At 61.7% G+C, this 19,424-nt stretch carries 19 protein-coding genes; 9 read left to right on the top strand and 10 right to left on the bottom strand.

All coding sequences use genetic code 11. The annotated features are described in order from the left end of the window. Positions 1–2: 2 nt before the first annotated feature. The 6 genes from VDQ28_RS09130 to VDQ28_RS09105 all read right to left on the bottom strand — a co-directional run bounded on the left by VDQ28_RS09130 (position 3) and on the right by VDQ28_RS09105 (position 5,733). Positions 3–1,355, bottom strand: a complete 1,353-nt coding sequence (locus tag VDQ28_RS09130; protein WP_323035648.1) for a copper oxidase — start codon at positions 1,353–1,355, stop codon at positions 3–5. Between the two features lie 16 nt (positions 1,356–1,371). Then, positions 1,372–2,847, bottom strand: coding sequence for a TolC family protein (locus tag VDQ28_RS09125; protein ID WP_323035647.1), 1,476 nt, complete (start codon positions 2,845–2,847; stop codon positions 1,372–1,374). Next, positions 2,844–3,074, bottom strand: a complete 231-nt coding sequence (locus tag VDQ28_RS09120) for a hypothetical protein (RefSeq protein ID WP_323035646.1) — start codon at positions 3,072–3,074, stop codon at positions 2,844–2,846. Before VDQ28_RS09120 ends, VDQ28_RS09125 begins: the two co-directional genes overlap by 4 nt. A 64-nt stretch (positions 3,075–3,138) precedes the next feature. Next, a complete protein-coding gene (locus VDQ28_RS09115; protein WP_323035645.1) occupies positions 3,139–3,519 on the bottom strand; it encodes a hypothetical protein in 381 nt (126 codons plus the stop codon). A gap of 100 nt (positions 3,520–3,619) precedes the next feature. Beyond that, entirely contained in the window at positions 3,620–5,014 is a 1,395-nt protein-coding gene (locus VDQ28_RS09110; RefSeq protein ID WP_323035644.1) for an ATP-binding protein, read from the bottom strand. Beyond that, positions 5,011–5,733, bottom strand: a complete 723-nt coding sequence (locus VDQ28_RS09105) for a response regulator (RefSeq protein ID WP_323035643.1) — start codon at positions 5,731–5,733, stop codon at positions 5,011–5,013. Before VDQ28_RS09105 ends, VDQ28_RS09110 begins: the two co-directional genes overlap by 4 nt. Before the next feature lie 171 nt (positions 5,734–5,904). Between VDQ28_RS09105 and VDQ28_RS09100 the strand changes: the two genes are divergently transcribed. The 6 genes from VDQ28_RS09100 (at position 5,905) to VDQ28_RS09075 (ending at position 12,135) form a co-directional block, all read left to right on the top strand. Then, positions 5,905–6,486, top strand: a complete 582-nt coding sequence (locus VDQ28_RS09100; RefSeq protein ID WP_323035642.1) for a calcium-binding protein — start codon at positions 5,905–5,907, stop codon at positions 6,484–6,486. 317 nt (positions 6,487–6,803) lie between these two features. Then, on the top strand, positions 6,804–7,466 hold the full coding sequence (locus VDQ28_RS09095) for a TVP38/TMEM64 family protein (RefSeq protein ID WP_323035641.1): 663 nt from the start codon (positions 6,804–6,806) through the stop codon (positions 7,464–7,466). A gap of 102 nt (positions 7,467–7,568) precedes the next feature. Next, positions 7,569–9,902 carry a heavy metal translocating P-type ATPase gene (locus VDQ28_RS09090; RefSeq protein WP_323035640.1) on the top strand — a complete coding sequence of 778 codons (2,334 nt, stop codon included), beginning with the start codon at positions 7,569–7,571 and terminating at the stop codon, positions 9,900–9,902. A gap of 606 nt (positions 9,903–10,508) precedes the next feature. Beyond that, the gene (locus VDQ28_RS09085; protein ID WP_323035639.1) at positions 10,509–10,664 is read left to right on the top strand and encodes a hypothetical protein; all 156 of its coding nucleotides are present in this window, start codon (positions 10,509–10,511) and stop codon (positions 10,662–10,664) included. After that, positions 10,661–11,635: a sodium:solute symporter family protein gene (locus VDQ28_RS09080; protein WP_323035638.1), complete on the top strand. Its 975-nt coding sequence runs from the start codon at positions 10,661–10,663 to the stop codon at positions 11,633–11,635. Before VDQ28_RS09085 ends, VDQ28_RS09080 begins: the two co-directional genes overlap by 4 nt. Beyond that, complete coding sequence (locus VDQ28_RS09075; RefSeq protein WP_323035637.1) at positions 11,632–12,135, top strand: hypothetical protein; 504 nt, start codon at positions 11,632–11,634, stop codon at positions 12,133–12,135. The genes VDQ28_RS09080 and VDQ28_RS09075 overlap by 4 nt, the downstream gene beginning before the upstream one ends. 207 nt (positions 12,136–12,342) lie before the next feature. Here the strand turns inward: VDQ28_RS09075 and VDQ28_RS09070 are convergent, their stop codons facing one another. Together VDQ28_RS09070 and VDQ28_RS09065 are read right to left on the bottom strand one after the other, a co-directional pair. Then, complete coding sequence (locus VDQ28_RS09070) at positions 12,343–12,639, bottom strand: hypothetical protein (protein WP_323035636.1); 297 nt, start codon at positions 12,637–12,639, stop codon at positions 12,343–12,345. Next, a complete protein-coding gene (locus tag VDQ28_RS09065; RefSeq protein ID WP_323038094.1) occupies positions 12,578–12,760 on the bottom strand; it encodes a transposase family protein in 183 nt (60 codons plus the stop codon). Before VDQ28_RS09065 ends, VDQ28_RS09070 begins: the two co-directional genes overlap by 62 nt. Before the next feature lie 262 nt (positions 12,761–13,022). Between VDQ28_RS09065 and VDQ28_RS09060 the strand changes: the two genes are divergently transcribed. Further along, positions 13,023–13,742 carry a GntR family transcriptional regulator gene (locus VDQ28_RS09060; RefSeq protein WP_323035635.1) on the top strand — a complete coding sequence of 240 codons (720 nt, stop codon included), beginning with the start codon at positions 13,023–13,025 and terminating at the stop codon, positions 13,740–13,742. 58 nt (positions 13,743–13,800) lie between these two features. Here the strand turns inward: VDQ28_RS09060 and VDQ28_RS09055 are convergent, their stop codons facing one another. Then, a complete protein-coding gene (locus tag VDQ28_RS09055) occupies positions 13,801–15,069 on the bottom strand; it encodes an acyl-CoA dehydrogenase family protein (RefSeq protein WP_323035634.1) in 1,269 nt (422 codons plus the stop codon). A gap of 152 nt (positions 15,070–15,221) precedes the next feature. Beyond that, on the bottom strand, positions 15,222–15,983 hold the full coding sequence (locus tag VDQ28_RS09050) for an enoyl-CoA hydratase-related protein (protein ID WP_323035633.1): 762 nt from the start codon (positions 15,981–15,983) through the stop codon (positions 15,222–15,224). A 111-nt stretch (positions 15,984–16,094) separates the two neighbouring features. Between VDQ28_RS09050 and VDQ28_RS09045 the strand changes: the two genes are divergently transcribed. Further along, complete coding sequence (locus VDQ28_RS09045) at positions 16,095–18,242, top strand: 3-hydroxyacyl-CoA dehydrogenase NAD-binding domain-containing protein (protein ID WP_323035632.1); 2,148 nt, start codon at positions 16,095–16,097, stop codon at positions 18,240–18,242. Further along, the gene (locus VDQ28_RS09040) at positions 18,239–19,423 is read left to right on the top strand and encodes an acetyl-CoA C-acyltransferase (RefSeq protein WP_323035631.1); all 1,185 of its coding nucleotides are present in this window, start codon (positions 18,239–18,241) and stop codon (positions 19,421–19,423) included. The genes VDQ28_RS09045 and VDQ28_RS09040 overlap by 4 nt, the downstream gene beginning before the upstream one ends. The last annotated feature ends 1 nt before the right edge of the window (position 19,424 follow it).

Below are 19,424 nucleotides of genomic sequence, written 5' to 3'. Positions count from 1 at the left end.
GGTCAGAGATCCGTCGCGCGATTTGGGCGCGGGGTGAGGGTGGTTCTTGGGTCGGTGTTGCGGGTGACATCGGGCAGATAGCCGGTCCATTCAGAGGCCTCGGTGCCGGGTGGGTTCTCATACCAACCGGGGTCTGTGTAATCGTCCGGCGCGATATCCGGGCGCACTTTGACAACCGAGAACATGCCGCCCATCTCGATTGGGCCGTGCGGACCCCAGCCGGTCATCATTGCCGTGGTGTTGGCGGGCAAAGGCATCTCCATCTCACCCATCTCCGCCATGCCATCGCTGCCCATCGGCATGAAACTGCTTTGATGGCGGCGAATGAGGCTGGTGGCGCGCGATTGATCCGCCCCGATCAGCGTTGGAATATCGTGACCCATCGCGTTCATCGTATGATGCGACTTGTGGCAATGGATCGCCCAGTCACCGGGATGGATTGCGTCGAATTCATAGGCCCGCATCGCACCGACCGGGATGTCGATTGAGACTTCGGGCCAGCGCGCTCCGGGCGGAACCCAACCGCCATCGGTGCCGGTGACCTCAAAGTCATAACCATGCATGTGGATCGGGTGGTTGGTCATCGTCAGGTTGCCGACGCGGACGCGCACGCGGTCGCCCTGGCGCACCACCAGCGGGTCGATGTCGGGGAACATGCGACTGTTCCAGCACCACAGGTTAAAGTCCGTCATGGTCATGATGCGCGGCACACTGGCACCGGGATTGAGGTCGAACGCATTGAGCAGGAACGCAAAATCGCGGTCTACCGGCATGAAGGCCGGATCGCGCGGATGCACGATGAATAGCCCCATCATGCCCATCGCCATTTGCACCATCTCATCGGCGTGCGGGTGATACATGAAGGTGCCCGACTTGGTCAGGTCGAACTCGTAGACAAAGGTTTTTCCGGGCGGAATGCCGGGGTGCGACAGCCCGCCAACCCCGTCCATGCCCGACGGCAGGATCAGCCCGTGCCAATGCACCGAGGTGTGCTCCGGCAGGCGGTTGGTGACAAAAATGCGCACCCGGTCGCCTTCGACGGCCTCGATGGTAGGGCCAATCGAACTGCCGTTGTAACCCCAAAGCCGGGCGACCGTATCCTCCGAAAGCTCGCGCTCGACGGGTTCGGCGATTAAGTGGAATTCTTTGACATTGCCGTTCATGCGAAACGGCAAAGACCAGCCGTTCAGGGTGACCACGGGGTGATAGTCGCGGCCTTGGTTTGGCCGTGGCGGCACCTGCGTATGGCTGCTGACAGCCAGCGGAGCCTCAGGGATCTGTTGGTTCGAGGTTTGCGCCCAGGCACCCGTCGCAACGAGCGAGGCCCCGGCACCCAGAATTTGACGTCTATTCATCGGTCTATCCTTCCTATCAATGTCCACCGCCGCCGCCAGCAACCGAAGCAGCCGCGCTGCCCCCGCCACCAGAGCCGCCACCAGAGCCGCCGTCGCCGCCGCCATAAATCGCCCCCATCATGGCCGCTTCGGCGCGCCAGAAATCGGCGCGCGCACCGGATTCCATCAGGCCTGCGTTCAGCGCCTCACGCGTGTCGGCGAGGAGCTCAAAAGTTGTGGTGATCATGCCGTTGTAACTGAGCAGCGCCTCGGCCTCGATGGTGCGGCGCAGGGGCAACAGGGTATCGCGGTAATGGGCCGCGATGCGGTGCGCGCCGACGTATTCCGCGTGGGCCGCGCGGGCTTCCGAGCGCACCGTGACGGCACGCTCCGCCAGTTGGTGCGCCGCGCGGAGGTAAGCCGTTTCCGCCCGCCGCATCCGCGCTTCACCGCTGTCGAAGATCGGGATGGCGAATTCGATTTCCAGTTGCGGCGTGGTTGCGGTTTCGATGACCCCACCGGCGTTTTCGCGTTCGGCCTGGAACCCGGCGATGATCTCCAGATCGCTGACAATGCGGGTGGCTTGCGTTAGGTTGTGCTCTCGCGCGACGGCCTCCAATTCCAACCGTGCAATCGCCAGATCAACCCGGCCCGCCAAGGCCTCGGCCTCAACACCGCGCCGTGCGCTGGGGGCGCGTGGCAAGGCGGGCAAAGCGTTGGGCACGAAATAATCGACCTCGGAGCCCCAGAGTCCCAGGGCGCGTGTCAGCCGTTCTTTGGCCAGTTGCGCATCGAGCCGTGCCCGGGCGCGTTGACCGGCCAGCTCGGCGTGCAAGGCCTGTTCGCGGGCTTGATCGGAGCGGTTCAAGAACCCCGTTTCACCCAGCCGCGCGGTCAACTCCGACGCAGCATCGGCAGTGGATTCCGCATCGCGCAGCAGCCCGGCGGTTTCAAATGCGGCGACGGCGTCGATCCAGGCCAACCGCGCCTCAAGCCCGGCGCGCAACGTTGCCTCGGCGGCGCGCAATTGTGCTTGGCGGAACCGCACCTCGGCAATCTGGCTGCGCCGTTCGCTCATCGCCAGCGCCAGGATGTTGTTGGCGATGATCCCTTCGATGGCGCGCCACGCCCCGACACCTTCGGCGCCGATGCCCAGAACGCCCAATGACACCACCGGGTTGTGCTGCAACGTGGACTGCCAGATCTCGGCCGAGGTCATGCCCAGTTCCGCGTAAGCCGCTTGCAGGCCGCGATTGTTGAGAAGGGCGACCTGAACCGCCTGATCGGCCGTGATCGTGCGTTCATGCACCATTGCGTGTACACGTTCCGCGGCCTGGCGGATCTGATCGGCGTCTTGCAGCCAGACGGTGTCTTGCCGCAATGCCGTCGTGGCCAGGCTGCTGACGGTATCGAAGCCGGGTTCGCGGGCAGAGAGGGCCGCCGTCAAGTTCGGGTTGGTGCAGGCAGACAAGGTCAGTGCCGCGCTCAAACTCATCACAATCGGGCGCATCATCGGATCTGCGCCCCGCCCGGTGCCTGAAGGTCGTTCAGCCGTTGCCAATCGGCGGGTCTGACAACCGGGCGCGGCGTGAAGCTGGTCAAAAGCGCGGGCAACGTGGCCGCACTGCGCGAGGTGGTGGGATCGGCGGCAGTGGTCAGCGCAGCGCCATCAGGCAGTGCCGCTGGCGCTGCACAGGCAGCCAGCGCCAGCGGCAATGCCGCCAGAATGTAAATTTTCATGGAATGTCCTGAATCGTATCAAACCGAAGCAGGCAGCCTTGGCCAACCCGCGCGACGAGTCAGATCAGGTGTTGGGAGGGCGTTGTAGCGTGCTGACCTCAGCGGACTCCAAAGCGAGATCCAGAAAGGCCAAGCGCGCGTTCACAAGCTCCAACCGGCTGGCGTTGAATTCAGGCGCCAAGGGCAGAACAAAAACCGAAACGCACATATCGCCGCCGCAGTCAGCGGCATCGGTATGGTCGTGTTGGGCTGCGAATTTGGTGTCGGCTGTGCGGTCTTGGCTTTTGGTGTCATGGGCAGCGTAGCCCGCAACGGATGCGGCCGAATGCTGCATGCCTTGGAAGGAAAACGCGTTCATATTGGCGGCATGCCCAGTTGCGCCAGCGGCAATCAGGGAGGCCATCGCAACGACGACCATTAGAATATGCATCCGGAATGCGTTCATGCCAGATCCCTACCATACCCTTGGAAACACGACAAGAACGCGTGCGCCACGGATGAGTATTTGACACCCTTGTGAACAGATTTGTGCCGGAACTGCGCGATCATTCCGCACCCTTTCGATCCATGGCCGACAGTGGCAACGTCACTTCGGCACGCAGCCCGCCCGCCTCGCGATTTGACAGCGTTACATCACCGCCATGGGCGCGCACGATCGCCTGTGCGATGGGCAATCCCAGCCCGGTGCCGCCTGTATCGCGCGACCGCGAGGTCTCGAGTCGCACGAAAGGCTCAAAGACTCGGTCAAGGTCTGTGTTGGTCAAGCCCGGTCCGTTATCGTCGACACTTATACTCACGTCGCGCTGAAAACCCCTTATCGTCAACCGCGCCAAGGACCCATAGCGCAGCGCATTGTCGATGAGATTGCGAAAAGCGCGCCGCAAGGCAACCGGTCGGATCGGCGCGATGATTGGACCATCCGCCAGAGTCAGCGCAACATCGCGCCCCGTTTCCACATAGTCGGCGACCAGTTCGGCCAGGAAGGCGGCAACATCCCGGTCCTCGATCGGCTCGGATGTGTTGGTGCCGCGCGCGTAGATCAGGGTCGCATCCAGAAGTTCCTGCATTTCGCTGATCGACCGGTTCAATGCGCGTCTCGTGTCCTCATCATCGACCATTTCAGCCCGGACGCGCAGGGCCGTCAGGGGTGAACGCAGATCATGACCCAATGCGGCCAAGAGCCCGGCGCGCTCATCAACGAACCGTTTGAGCCGGGATTGCATGTGGTTGAAGGCCACTGTCAGACGTTTAAGTTCCCCGGGCCCAGAGGGCACTATTTCGGGTTGCCAGTCACCGCGTCCCATACGGTCGGCCGTCACAGACAACAGACCAATTGGACGCACGATCCGCCCCAGCATGGCCCACACGGCGATCAACAGGATCATGGCGGTCAGCGAGAATGTCGCCAAATCCACCCAGGCCCACTGCAAAGGTGGACGATGAAACCGGGAGGTGACGTTCAACCAACGACCATCGGCCAATCTCGCGGAAAACTGCAACTCGACGGCCGACATCGACATCTCGTGGTGCATGACGTTCATCGCTTCGGGAAGACCTGGGATGGGTGGCATCACGCCGCGGACTTCATGCAACTCGATGCGGACATCGCGCTCTGAGCCCAGCGTTTGCCTGAGGTCAGCAAGCGTCGCCCGGGTTGCGTGGTCGGCGTGATCGAGCGTCGGTTCCGCGTCAACCGTGAACCGCAAGAGCGGTGAACTCGCGGCTTGTAGCACGGCGAGCTCTGTGTTGGGTGTCGCACGCTCGATCAACATGACCACGTTGGCGGCGCGGTCCAGAGCCTCGCGGCTGAGGGCGGCACGCACGGCAAGATCGCGTTCATCGGCAAATAGCCACAGGCTGAACCCCTGCGCCAACATCAGCGATGCGACGACCACCAGCAAGACCTGAGACCGTAAAGATCGGGGAGCAAAACACGTCATGGGACGACGCTCACATCTGCGGCCAGAGCATAGCCACCGCCCCGAATGGTGGTGATGATCGCGGGCCGCGCCGGATCGCGCTCGATCTTTTGGCGCAAGCGACTGATCTGGTTGTCAATGCTGCGGTCGAACGCCTGTGCCTCGCGCCCCGCCGTGAGGTCCAGCAGTTGATCGCGTGACAGAACGAAGCGCGGGCGCTCCAACAACACCACCAGCAGTTTGAAGTCGGCGGAGGTTAACAGCACCTCGGTCCCATCGTCGCGCATCAGGCGCCGGGTGTCGGTATCTACAACCCAATCGGCAAAGCGCAGTTTTTGGCCACTAAGCCCAGCCGCCACGGACTCGGGCCGCTGCATCCGGCGCAAGATCGCCTTGATCCGCGCCAAAAGCTCTCGCGGGTTGAAGGGCTTGGGCAGATAATCGTCGGCACCAACCTCGAGGCCAACAATACGGTCGGTTTCATCACCAAGCGCGGTCAGCATCAAGATGGGCGTGCTGCCCTCGGCGCTCAGGCGACGGCAAATGGACAAACCATCTTCACCCGGCATCATCACGTCCAGAACGATCAGGTCGAAGCGCCCTGCCTTCAACGCGCGGTCCATGTCGATGGCGTCGCGCACGGCTGTGCTGCGAAATCCGTTCTTTTGCAGATAGCGTCCAACCGCATCGCGGATATCGCGGTGGTCATCGACAATCAGGATATGTGGGGCCTCGCTCATAGGGCCTTGATAGCGCGCCAAACGCGATTGGCAGCAAAGAAAGTGTAACCGTTTGTAACCGAGGCACCCTGCGCGACAGACCGTTACAAACCACCCCTGCGAAGGGGATCGTATTGCGACAAGTGCCCCCCACATTCAGGTCATCGAAACAAAGGATTCAGGAGAATGACCATGAAACGAACCACCACGGCAGCCCTCGCAATCGGAACCGTCTTTGCAATCGGAGCGCTTGCTTTGCCGACACTGGCGCAACAAGCGGGCCACGGTCACGCGGCGCAAGACGGCGAGACCGGTCATGCGGGCGGTCAGTCCGGCGGCCACGGCATAATGCCCCCGCAAGTGATGCAAACGATGATGCGCATGCACAGCGGTGGCGGCATGGGGGCCGGAATGATGGACGCTGGCATGATGGATGGTGGCATGATGGACCAAATGGCCGAGGGCGCGGACACAGATGGTAACGGCGTCGTCAGTCCAGAAGAAATGCAGGCGTCACTCACCAATCGACTGGCAGTGTATGACATTGACGGTGATGGCACTCTGAGCCTTGCCGAGTTTGAAGCCATGCACGCTGCCATGATCCGGCCGATGATGGTGGATCGCTTTCAGTCGCTTGACGAAGATGGAGACGGGCAAGTCACAAGTGACGAAATGATCGCCTCTTCCGAGCAAATGCAACGAATGATGCAGAGGCGCGCTCAATTGGGCGACGGTCATGGCCGGGGCGGCGGCCGGATGATGACCGACAACTAAAGGCCGACAGCAAATCGAAACGGGGCAGTGTCGGGATTACCTCGGCACTGCCCAGAGCAAAGAGGAGCATGCAGATGGGATATGGCATGGGATACGGAATGGGTTTTGGCATGGGGCTGTGGTGGTTGGTATGCGCGGCAATCGCGGTCCTATTGATCGCGGCGCTGGTCAAATATCTGCGTAATTGACGCCGTCGTGACGACGCAATGGGTCGAGATGGAAACGCAAGCGGCAGACGGCCCTGTGCCGAAAGCAGAGTTACACTGGCGACGCTATCAACCGAAGAAACTTGTCGGAGGACTTCGATCATAAAGCCCATGGGGGGACTCTTGGCGTCACGGTCTGCGCTCGGGCTTGTCCTGATTGCGCTTTGGCTGTTCGCGCCTGCGGTCTTGAACGCAGTGCAACGCCTGATCGAGCGCGACACAATCGAGACGATGGTGACGCGGGCGGGTCTCTGGGGGCCAATTCTCGTCGTCGGCCTGATGACCCTTGCCGTCGTCGCCAGCCCCCTTCCCAGTGCGCCCATAGCGCTGGCGGCAGGTGCAGCTTATGGGCATGTTTGGGGCACGATCCAAGTCGTGATCGGAGCAGAGCTTGGCGCGTTGATCGCCTTCAGTATTGCGCGGCTTCTCGGACGGAACGCCCTGACGCGCATTTTTGGAGAGAGTGCCAATCGGGGATTGCTTGGGTCGCAAAATGCATTGACTGCAACAATATTCATCAGTCGACTGATGCCGTTCATTTCTTTCGATATGATGAGTTACGCGGCAGGCCTGAGTCGTTTGCATGCGTGGCGTTTTGCGATCTCAACGCTTGCCGGCATCATTCCCGCAAGTTTCGTTCTCGCGCATGCAGGGGGCGAGGTGGTTAGCGGCAATTCCACCCGTGCAGCGTGGGCGGTTTTTGGCCTTGGACTCTTAACTGGGCTCCCCCTGCTGTGGCTGGCAATGCGCAAGAACACGTCGACGAAACGCTAATTGATTTGGCTGGCTGACAAGACCTGGGTGAAAACAATTGCCTTGACCTTCCAGTGACCGGAAGCTGGATGCTTGGCGCAATTTGGAAAAAGGGGACAAAACGTGACCCATTCTCATCATCACGGATCGCATGAGATTCCTGACGGCGCAAAAACCGCAACGGATCCGGTTTGCGGGATGACCGTGGTCCTCAAGTCCGACACACGAACTGCCGCATTTGCGGGGGAGGACTTCCACTTCTGTTCTGCGTCCTGTCAAAACCAGTTCAATGCGGATCCCTGGTTCTATGCCTCCGGGCGTGCCGAAGAACGCATTGAGACAGCCCCTGCTGATGCGCAGTATACCTGCCCGATGCACCCCGAAATTATCCGGGATGAGCCGGGGAGCTGTCCGATCTGTGGCATGGCGCTGGAGCCGATGGTGCCATCAGACCAACCCAGCCATGAGTTGACTGATTTCACCCGCCGCATGTGGGTGTCTACCATTGCCGCGGTGCCGCTGGTGATCTTGGCGATGGGCGAAATGGTCGGGCTGCCCGTGCGCGACTGGGTTGGACATCGGCTTGCAGGCTATCTGGAATTCATACTGGCGACACCAATCGTTTTGTGGGCGGCTTGGCCGTTCTTCAAGCGCGGCTGGGAGTCTGTGGTCAACCGATCGCCAAATATGTGGACGTTGATTTCGCTCGGTGTCTCGGCGGCCTACGCCTATTCAATCATCGCAGTTTTCATTCCCGGCGTCTTTCCGCAGGCGTATCAGATGGGTGACGGTGTCGGCAATTACTTTGAAGCGGCGGTGGTGATTGTCGCCTTGGTCTTTGTCGGACAAGTCCTGGAACTGCGCGCACGCGAACGCACCGGCGATGCGATCCGGGCGCTGCTGGATCTCGCGCCCAAGACCGCGCGACGGATATTGCCAGACGGGACGGAATACGACGCGCCACTGCAAAACATCCTGCAAGGAGATCGGTTGCGGGTGCGGCCGGGCGAGGCCGTGCCGGTGGACGGCGTGGTGATCGACGGGCGATCCAGCTTGGATGAAAGCATGCTGACCGGCGAATCCATGCCCGTTGAAAAGGCTCCGGGCGACAAGGTAACAGGGGCCACGATCAACAAGAGTGGCAGTCTGGTGATCGAAGCGCGCAACGTGGGGGCCGATACGGTGTTGTCACAGATTGTCGCGATGGTCTCGAATGCGCGACGTTCGCGGGCACCGATTCAAGGATTGGCGGACCGCGTTTCGGCGATCTTCGTGCCGACGGTTGTGGCCGTCGCCATCTTGGCTTTTGGCGTCTGGCTGTTCCTTGGTCCCGAGCCGGCATTGGTGTTTTCCATCGCCGCCGCCGTCTCGGTTCTCATCATTGCCTGCCCCTGCGCGCTTGGCCTCGCGACCCCAATCTCGATTACCACGGCCGCAGGACGCGGCGCTCAGGCAGGCGTGTTGATCAAAGATGCCGAGGCACTGGAACGCATGGCAGGCGTCGATACGCTGATCGTGGACAAAACCGGCACCCTGACGATGGGTAAACCACAACTGACCGACACGCTGACGCTGGCAGAGATGACGCGCGAAGATTTACTGTCCTTGGCGGCCGCCTTGGAGCGAGGCTCCGAACATCCGCTGGCCGAAGCGATTGTTGAGGGTGCCGAGGCTCTGGGCACTGCGCGCCATACCGTTGACGCCTTCGAGGCGGTAACAGGCAAAGGCGTGCGTGGCACCGTGACGGGGCGCTCGGTGGCGTTGGGCAATACGGCCATGATGCGCGACCTGGGGATGGAGACGACCGATGCCGAGGCCAAGGCTGACACACTGCGCGCCGAGGGTAAAACCGCGATGTTTGTGGCCGTTGATGGCGCTCTGGTCGGCATTCTTGCCGTGGCGGATCCGATCAAAGACAGCACCGCGCAGGCCATCAAAGAACTCCACGCCCAAGGATTGCGGGTCATCATGGCGACCGGTGACAATGAGCGCACGGCGCAAGCGGTCGCCAGTAAGCTGGGGATCGACGAGGTTCGCGCCGGTGTCCTGCCAGAAGAGAAAAAAGCGCTGATCGACGAATTGCGTCGGCAAGGCCACAAGATCGCCATGGCGGGCGACGGCGTGAACGACGCCCCGGCACTGGCCGCAGCCGATGTCGGGATCGCTATGGGCACCGGGGCGGATGTGGCGATGGAAAGCGCAGGTATCACGCTGCTGGGCGGCGATTTGATGGGCATTGTTCGAGCCCGAAAACTCGCCCTCGCGACATTGCGCAATATCAAGCAAAACCTGTTCTTTGCCTTCGCTTACAATGCCGTCGGGGTGCCGATTGCTGCGGGAGTTCTCTATCCGCTGACCGGTATGCTGCTATCACCGATGATCGCGGCGGCGGCGATGAGCCTGTCCTCGGTCTCGGTTATTTCCAATGCGCTCAGATTGCGCCGTGTCAAGCTTTGAAGCCCAGCCACGGCCAAGATCAGCGAACCCGCATGCTTGCCGCCGTCGATGGCGACAGCTACCGCGTCGGCCAGAGCAATGCCCGCCAAGACAAGGCGTAACCCACCACCAAAACCGCATGTATTCAGCCCTGAAGGGCCAAAGTATCCGAGCAACCGCCAACTCTATGATAAGCGCGGCTGCCCGGATGTTTGCGCACGCTCAATCGGCAATCAGACCAACCCCAAACGGCAACATTCTGTGCTGCCCATTGGCCCACTTTTACTCTGCTGATTCAGTGGGCGGTCTGAACACCCCGATGCTGCCGGTAGACATCCACGCTGACAACTTCCGGGGGCGACGCGCCTTTTCAAACAGCCCGGCACGATCACCGATATTGCACCTCGGCCCAGTCCCGCCGGCCTTGGGCGCGGTTGCGCGGAACCAACCATCCAGACGCGGAACGACGGGCGCATAATAGGACACCAAACTGAGGGCGCCAGGGGTCAACGTGCTTGTCTCAAGACGTGCCAGCGGGTATTCACGATCCTCGGCACCGGGAGAAAAATCATCGATCAGATTGGCAAAGAACGGCAGCGGCGTGGCAGGGCCATATGGGGTGCAGCCATGACCTTGACGGTGCTGGCAGGCGCCGCAGTGCCCTATGGGTTGCTGGCGGACAGCGAGAGGATCATGGCCGTGCCGCTGTTTTGGTTGCTTTTCGGCGTGGTGGTGATCGGCTTGATCGTCATCGGCGTGACGCGTTGGAGGGATGACGCGTGATCGCGCCCGGCCTTATCTGGGTGGTCATCTCCGTTTTTGCGGCGTTCGGTTTTGTCATCGCAGTGCGTGCGGCGCGCGCGAATTCGGGGACGGTGGGCGATTACTATATCGGCGGACGTGACATCGGCGGCATGGTCGCCGGGCTGTCCTATGCCGCGACGACCTACTCCGCCTTCATGCTCGTCGTGTTGACAGGCCTCACCTACCGCGGCGGGATCGGCGCGCTTGGCTTCGAGCTGATCTATTTCGCGGGTCTGTCCCTGTTGGTGATCTTCGCGCCGCGCTTTTGGCTGGTCGGCAAACGTTGGGGATTCATTTCGCCTGCCGAGATGATCGGCGCGCGCTACGGCAGCCGGGGCGTCGCCCGTGCGATGGCCGTTGTCAGTATTGTGTTTCTTCTGCCCTATTGTACCACGCAGATGGCCGGGATCGGGCTGCTGCTTTCAGGGGTGACGGGCGGCGGAATCAGCCTCTTTCAGGCGGTCGCCACGGGTGCAGCCCTTGCAATGTTCTGGGCCTTGCTCGCGGGTCTGCGCTCCGTGGCCTGGACGGATGCTGCGATGTCCGTTGTGATGTTCGTCTCCGGCCTGCTGGCGGTGGCCTTCGCAGTTGCGGCGTTGGGTGGTCCAGCAGAATTTCTTGACACCCTGCAAGCGGATCATGCCGAATGGCTCAGGGTTCCGGGGCCCGGTCTCTGGAGCCTTCCGACGTTTGTCGCGCTGTCGCTACCGTGGTTCTTCTTCACCCTGTCCAACCCGCAGGTCAGTCAGCGGTTGTTCATCCTGCGGGATTTCCGAGCCATGCGCCGGATGATCCTCTGGGTGCTGGGGTTCGGCTTTATCTTCACGCTCATCGCCGTGATCTGGGGGCTGGCCGCGCTGCAACTTGTGCCCGATCTCGCAAACACATCCATGGCGACGCCGGCGCTTCTTCCTCGGGGGTCATCCCGACTTGGGTGGTGCTGTTCTTGATCGTCGGCATTCTGTCGGCAGCGATATCAACACTGGATTCAATCGCACTGACAGTCGGCGCAATGATCGCGCGCGACGTTGTGCCGAGCCTGGAAGCCCATAGCGACGCACGACAGATCTTGTCCGGCCGCCTCGTCATCGTCGCGGTGGTTTTGTTCGCAAGCTATTTTGCGCTGAAGCAGGCCGCAATCGTGGATCAGCTGGCGGCGCTGTCTGCGGCGGGTCTGATGGTCTCTGTGCCGCCTATTGTCGGGGCTTTCTTTTGGCGTCGCGGCACTGCCGCAGGCGCCATGGCAGCCATCATCGGCGGCGCGGTCGTCGCGGTATGGCTGGCGATCTTTCAGGGAGTCAGCGTATTCAACCCGGTTCTGCCTTTTGCTGTCGGGGGAATGAGTGTGGTGCTTTTCATTGCTGTCAGCCTTTTCACCAAGCCACGGGCAAAGGCGCTGGATTTCCAGAGCGAGATTGCCGACCAACTCACGCATCATCGTGCCTGGTAGGACGCATGTGATCCCGTGCCGACCATGTGCCGCGTTTAACCTGCCCCGCGCTGTAAGGTCTTTTCCATTACTTGATCTCGTCCATGCCTTGCTCAGGCTTATTTCTTAACTACGGTAAGGTCGCACGATGTTGGCTGATCCATCCCGGATGATCTCATAGCCCCTCGGCGAAACGTCAAGTTGCCAGTGCAGGGCGTTCTCGATCTCTCAATGTGCGCGGACGGTCGCCATGAAGACCTCGGGCACTGGCACCCAGGACAGGGCGAAATAGCGGGTTTCGGTCTGCACTTTGCCCTCGGTTTCCCGGCGGGACGCGATACGGCCGAAGGCCTGCGGGCCGGGGAATTCATGGTGCTCCGCCAGACCCTTGGCGGAAAGGACCGTGCCGGGGCGGTCCTCCTTGCGGCCAGGCCCGGCGTCCTCATGATGCGCGACCGGATGGTCAGGCGGAACCTTGCCGAAACAGGACCGCGATCTGCGCCAGAACCCGTCCGAAGGCCGCATCCAACACCTTCGGGTCGATCATCCGGAACACCGTGGAGAAGGTGTCATGTGAGGGGATGGAATGCCTGGGCTTCAGGAAGTCTCTGAAAACATGCGCTTTTGCCCGACCGAATCCTGCCATCTCGGCGCCGCTGGTCACCCCGCAAAGAACCGCGCGATCCCCCCACCAGACTCTGTCCCGCCCAAGACCACAAGACCCCCTCAGATCAGCTCAAATCCCAAACGCGATTCCGCTGGGCGGGACGAGTTCAAGATTCACAGCCCAACGCAGTTCTGGAATTCGAACATGACAGGCTTGATATTGCAGGCAATCAAGAAATTCACATTGAGATCGTAGGGCAAATTCGTCTAATAACGTATGGAGTTCTGGGGTTGAGGGTATAATGGCACACAAATCTGACAATGGTCACGGCGTGGCCGACACTCCCCAAACTGGGGCGACAAATACCGGCGACGAGAAACTGTCATCGTCCGACAAGATCATGCGCGACATTCTGCGCGGGCTCTATGAGGGGCGCTATGTCGCAGGCCAGCGCCTGGTCGAACCCGATCTGGTCAGCCGCTACGACGTCAGCCGGTCAACCGTGCGCGAGGCGATCAAGCGTCTGGCCTCGCAGGGTGTCGTCGAGGCGACCCACAATCGCGGCGCGCGGATCCGGCAACTGTCCCGGGATGAGGCCCGAAACATTCTTCTGATCACAGAAGTCATCATAGGCCTGGCGGCCCGGCTGGCCGCCGCCAATATCAACGGTGATGGGAATCGCGCCCGGATGGAGACAGCGCTGGAAACACTGTTGGCCTACTGCCATGCCTCGGACAAGTATGAATTTATGCGCGCCCGAAACCGGTTTCACCGCACCATGGCCGAGATCAGCCGCAACCCTGAATTGGAGCAGATGTTGAGCAATCTGCAGGTGCATCTGGTTCGCAATCGTCTGGTCATGCGCCCCGAGGATCGTGAAGCATCGTATCGTGCGATCGGTAGGGCAATCCTCGCGGGGGATGAGGCGGTCGCAGAGGCACAGGCGCGAGCGCATGTGCAGAAAATGATCGAACTCGTCGAAAAGCTCTACGAACCACCCATCCTTTCCGGGCGCGACTGACACCGGATCACCGAGCGAGATGTGTCGCGCTGCAGGGTGGACGCAGCGCGACGCGTTTTCAGTGACCCGTCGCGCGGTCCGTCAGCGCCGGTGCCCATCCGCCCACGCCGCCCGCATCATTGCGACTGGCTTGGTGTTTGTATTCAAGCCGCGCAAGTTGGTCGCGGTGAACTTCATCGGGCCCATCGGCAAGCCGCAGCAGGCGTGCCGTCGCATAGGCCGCGGCCAGCCCAAAGTCATTCGACGTGCCGCCCCCACCAAAGGCCTGAATGGCCCAGTCGATGACCTGGCAGGCCATGGTTGGCACCGCGACCTTGATCATGGCAATTTCGGCTTTGGCCTCTTTGTTGCCGACCGTATCCATCAGATACGCCGTGCGCAGCGTCAGCAGCCTCGATTGCTCGATCATGATCCGGGCCTCGGCCACCCGTTCACGGGTCACCGATTGTTCGGACAAGGGCTTTCCAAACGCCACGCGTTGGGTAGTGCGCAGGATCATCTTTTCCAGCGAGCGTTCGGCCAGTCCGATCAGGCGCATGCAGTGGTGGATGCGGCCAGGCCCAAGGCGGCCTTGGGCGATTTCGAAACCGCGCCCCTCACCCAGCAAAATGGATGACGCCGGAACCCTGACATTGTCAAAGATGACCTCGGCGGCACGATCAGGCACGCCATAAAAGCCAAACACGGGCAAAGATCGGACGACCGTGATGCCGGGTGTGTCGCGCGGCACAAGGATCATGGATTGCTGGTGATAGGTAGCAGCCGTGGGATCTGTTTTCCCCATGAAGATGAAAATCTTGCACCGTGGGTCTGTTGCCCCCGTCGTATACCATTTGTGCCCGTTGATGACGTAGTCATCACCGTCACGCACGATCGAACTCGCAATGTTGCGCGCATCTGACGAGGCAACATCGGGTTCGGTCATCGCAAAGGATGACCTGATCTCTCCGGCCAGCAGGGGTTTCAGCCAGGTTTCCTGGTGCTCTATGGTGCCGTAGCGCGCGATCACTTCCATGTTGCCGGTATCGGGGGCAGAGCAATTGAACACCTCGGGGGCCAGATGAGACCGGCCCATGATCTCGCACAGGGGCGCATACTCCAGGTTGGACAAACCCGCACCATGGTCTGATTCCGGCAGGAACAGGTTCCACAACCCGGCTTCGCGGGCCTTTGGTTTCAGCTCCTCAACGACAGGTTGAACTTTCCAGGGGCCCAGATCCTCGGATTCGCGATAGAACCGCGCCTCGTTGGGATAAATATGGTCAGCCATGAAGCCAAGCAGCCGATCCTCGAGCGCGCGGGTCTTGGGCGATTTTTCCGGTATCATCATGCTCTCCTGCGTTGGGAAACTTTGCGGTCACCACCGAGCCGCACTGATTATCAGACCTACATCAGACTTTTTGATAAGGCAATATTGTCTTACGATTTCGACTGACTTTTGCCGAACGGCCGGCTGAGGCCAAAGCCAAACCCGTCAAATCATCTGCCCGTCCAGCGTGGAGAACGCTTTTCCTTGAAGGCCCGCGCGCCCTCCAGTGCATCGTCAGATCCGTCGATGCGCGACCAGATCGCGACGTTCATCGCCCAAAGCGCGGCCTCATCCACGGCCATTGCGCGGCGTGCCAACGCCAGCGTTTCCAGCACGGCCCCCGGCGCATTTACGGCAATCCGATTGGCCAGCGTCAGGGCCGCCGAGACCAGATCGGTGGCCGGCACAACCTGGCTGACCAATCCCAGCGCCAGCGCCCGGTCCGATGTGATCGGATCGCCCGTCAACAGCATTTCAACCGCAACCGCAGGTGGGATGCGTCGCGGCAAACGGTGTGCACCCCCGCCTGCCGCAACAAGGCCGCGTTTGACCTCAGGCAACGAAAACAGCGCGCCCTCCGCGGCAATCGCCAGATCACAGGCCAGCATGATCTCGAATCCGCCAGCGTGTGCGCCGCCATTGACAGCAGCGATGATGGGTTTGCGGCGGGGGGCATTGACGAAACCGGCAAATCCGTGCGGATCGGTCAGGCCAGGACGCTCGCCTGCGGCAAAGGCTGCCAGATCCATTCCGGCGCAGAACACTTTGCCCGCGCCGGTCAAGACCACCACCTGAATTGCATCGTCCGCCTCGATCCGCGCCATTGCGCTGACCAGCTCATCCATCATAGTCACAGTCACGGCATTCCGGGTGTCGGGGCGATTGAGCCGGATGAGGGCGACCGGTCCGTGGCTTTCTGTCTTGATTTCCATATTGTCCTCCTTGATCGTCTGACGATTCTGAAGGATAGTGCGGCGTGGCTGATCCCTGCGCAAGCAGGATTCCTGAATGAGCACACGAACCGCCAACCGAGGAGACCAAGCATGACACCACCCGTCACCCTGACCCGCGACGGCGATCTGGCAATTCTGCTGATCGACAACCCGCCGGTGAATGCCCTCTCGCCCGTGACCATTGCGGCGTTGCAGGACGGTTTTGCCGCATTCGAGGCTGATCGAGACGCCGTCGCACTGGTTATTGCCTGCGCAGGTCGCACGTTCATCGCCGGGGGTGACATCACGGCCTTTGATGATCCCGGCTTCAGCGCGGCGCCGTTGAATGCCCTTCTTGACCGGATCGAGGCCAGCGACCGGCCCGTTGTGGTGGCCTTGCACGGCACGGTTTTGGGCGGCGGGCTAGAGGTCGCCATGGCTGCGCATCACAGGATCGCGCATCCCGCAACCCGGCTGGGAATGCCGGAAATCACCTTGGGCCTGATCCCTGGATCGTTGGGCACCCAGCGTTTGCCCCGGCTTGCGGGTCTGGCGAAAGCCCTGGAAATGATTGCCACAGGTGCGCCGATCACAGCCGATGCCGCCAAGGCGGCGGGTATTCTTGATGCCCTCGCCGACGATCCCGGCCAAGCGGCACGGATCGCGGCGAAACAGCTGGCCACATCGCCCGCGAAACCGCGCCGCACCAGCGCCCTGACCGTTGCCGAGGCCGCTGATCCGCAGCGCATGACGGCTGTGCTGGACGATGCCGCCGCGCGCGCCGCCGCAAAGCCTTGGCTGCCCGCACTTGCGGCGATTGAACCATGCCTGCGCGCCGCCTGTGGGCCCTTTGCCGAGGGTGCCGCCGTCGAAGCCGAAGCCTTTGCGCGCCTCGTCGCTTCACCCTCGTCACGGGCATTGCGCCACATCTTTCTGGCGGAACGGGCTGCGGCCCGCATTCCCGGCTTGCCCGCCGATACGATCACCCGGCCGGTGAAACGGGTTGGTATTCTGGGCGTCGGCACGATGGGCGGCGGTATCGCCATGAGCTTTGCCAATGCTGGCTACGAGGTGATTCTGGTAGATACCACGCAGGCGGCGCTGGATCGTGGCGTCGGGCTGATCGAGGCCAACTATGCCGCCTCGGTCAAACGCGGTCGCCTGTCCGAAATGGATGCCGCGGCGCGGCGCGCGCGTATGGCGGCCAGCATCGACCTCAAGGATCTTGCCGATGTCGATCTGGTGATCGAAGCGGTGTTCGAGGATCTGGAGATCAAGCTGGATGTCGCCCGCCAGTTGGGCGCGATTTGCAAACCCGGCGCGATCATCGCCACGAACACATCGACACTGGATGTCGACCAGATCGCCGCCGCCACAGGCCGCGCAAGCGACGTGCTGGGCACGCATTTCTTCAGCCCGGCACAAGTGATGCGGCTGCTGGAAATCGTGCGAGGCCGCGAAACCGCGCCCGAGGTGTTGGCAACACTGATGGGTCTGGCAAAGAAGATCGGCAAGACGGCGGTTGTCTCTGGCGTGTGTTACGGGTTCATCGGCAATCGGATGGCCGAAGTCTATATGCGTGAATCAGAGCAGATGCAGATGGAAGGCGCCACACCCCAAGACATTGACGCCGTGGCCGAGGACCCCACCCTATGGGGCATGGCGATGGGACCAAACCGGATGCTGGACATGGCCGGGGTCGATGTCGGCGCGCGCACGGTGATCGAGTGGATGAAGTCTGGATCAGGCCCCCATGATCCGGCCTATCGCGCGCTCTGCCGCGCGATGTACGACCAAGGCGCGCATGGTCAGAAAACCGGGCACGGCTATTATCGGTATGAGGGCCGTCTTGCGCACCCAAACCCCGAAACCCAGGCGCTGGCTGCGGAACTGGCCACAACGCACAGCATCACGCGGCGCACCCTGTCGCGGGATGAAATCTTTGAGCGCCTGCTGTTCCCGATGGTAAACGAGGCAGCGCAGATCCTGGATGAAGGCATTGCCTATCGTCCGGGCGACATTGATGTGGTCTGGACCGCCGGTTACGGGTTTCCCGCCTGGCGCGGCGGGCCGCTGTTCATGGCCGACCAGATCGGGCTGGCGCGGATCGTCGCGCGCATGGATCACTACGCCGCGACCTTGGGGAACGAGCGGGGCGATTGGACTGTCGCGCCGCTCTTGCGCAAATTGGCCCAAAGCGGGGTACGGATCAGTGACCTGCAGGCCACCGCCAACACACACATGGGAGAGACAAAATGAGAGAAGCCGTCATCGTTTCCACCGCCCGGACGGGCATTGGCAAGGCCTATCGCGGCAGCCTGAACGCCACAAAATCACCCACATTGCTGGGCCATGCGCTGCGCCATGCCGTTGCGCGCGCGGGGGTGGACCCGGCCGAGATCGAGGATGTGGTCATCGGATCGGTCCTGACCTCTGGAACCGCGGGGATGAACGTGGCCCGCAACGCCAGCTTTGTGGCCGGGCTGCCCGCCTCGGCGGCGGCGCAAGTGATTGACCGGCAATGCGCGTCTGGCCTGATGGCGATTGCGACCGCAGCCAAGCAGATCATCGTTGACGGGCAAGACGTGGTCGCGGCGGGCGGGCAGGAAAACATCACGGCGGTTCAGGATGCCTATTTTCGCTGGATCGCCGAAACCCGCGACCCAAACGTCATCGCAGCCATGCAGCACGCGTATATGCCCATGCTGCAAACCGCAGAGTTCGTCGCCGAGAAATACGGCATCACCCGCGAGGCGCAGGACGCCTATGCCGCTGAAAGCCAGACCCGCACCGCTGCGGCGCAGGCTGCCGGGCTGTTCGACGCAGAAATCGTACCGTTCTCGACCGTGATGCAGGTCACCGACAGGGCGACGGGTGCCGTCAGCGAACGTCCCGTGACGCTGGATCGTGACGAGTGCAACCGGCCAGAAACGACGCTCGAGAGCCTCGCAGCGCTGAAGCCGGTGATCGAAGGCGGCACCGTGACGGCTGGCAATGCCAGTCAGCTATCGGATGGCGCGTCAGCCTGTGTATTGATGTCCGGCCAACTGGCGATGCAGCGTGGCCTGCAGCCGCTCGGCATTTATCGCGGTATGGCAGTGGCCGGGTGCCCACCCGAGGAAATGGGGATCGGTCCGATCTACGCCATCCCGAAACTGTTGAAACTGCACGGCCTGAAGATCGACGATATCGGCCTGTGGGAACTCAACGAGGCCTTTGCCGTGCAAGCCCTGTATTGTCGCGATCACCTGGGGATTGATCCCGCGCGCTACAACGTCAATGGCGGCGGCATTTCGGTCGGCCATCCTTATGGGATGACCGGTGCGCGCCTGACCGGCCACGCATTGATCGAGGGGAAGCGGCGCGGGGCAAGATATGTTGTCGTGACCATGTGCGTGGGTGGCGGAATGGGGGCAGCCGCCCTGTTCGAAACCGCCTGAC

This window comes from Pararhodobacter sp., from assembly GCF_034676545.1.
Classification (GTDB): domain Bacteria; phylum Pseudomonadota; class Alphaproteobacteria; order Rhodobacterales; family Rhodobacteraceae; genus Pararhodobacter.
The sequence above is the reverse complement of the archived record's forward strand: the minus strand, read 5'-3'. Positions and strand labels throughout refer to the sequence as shown.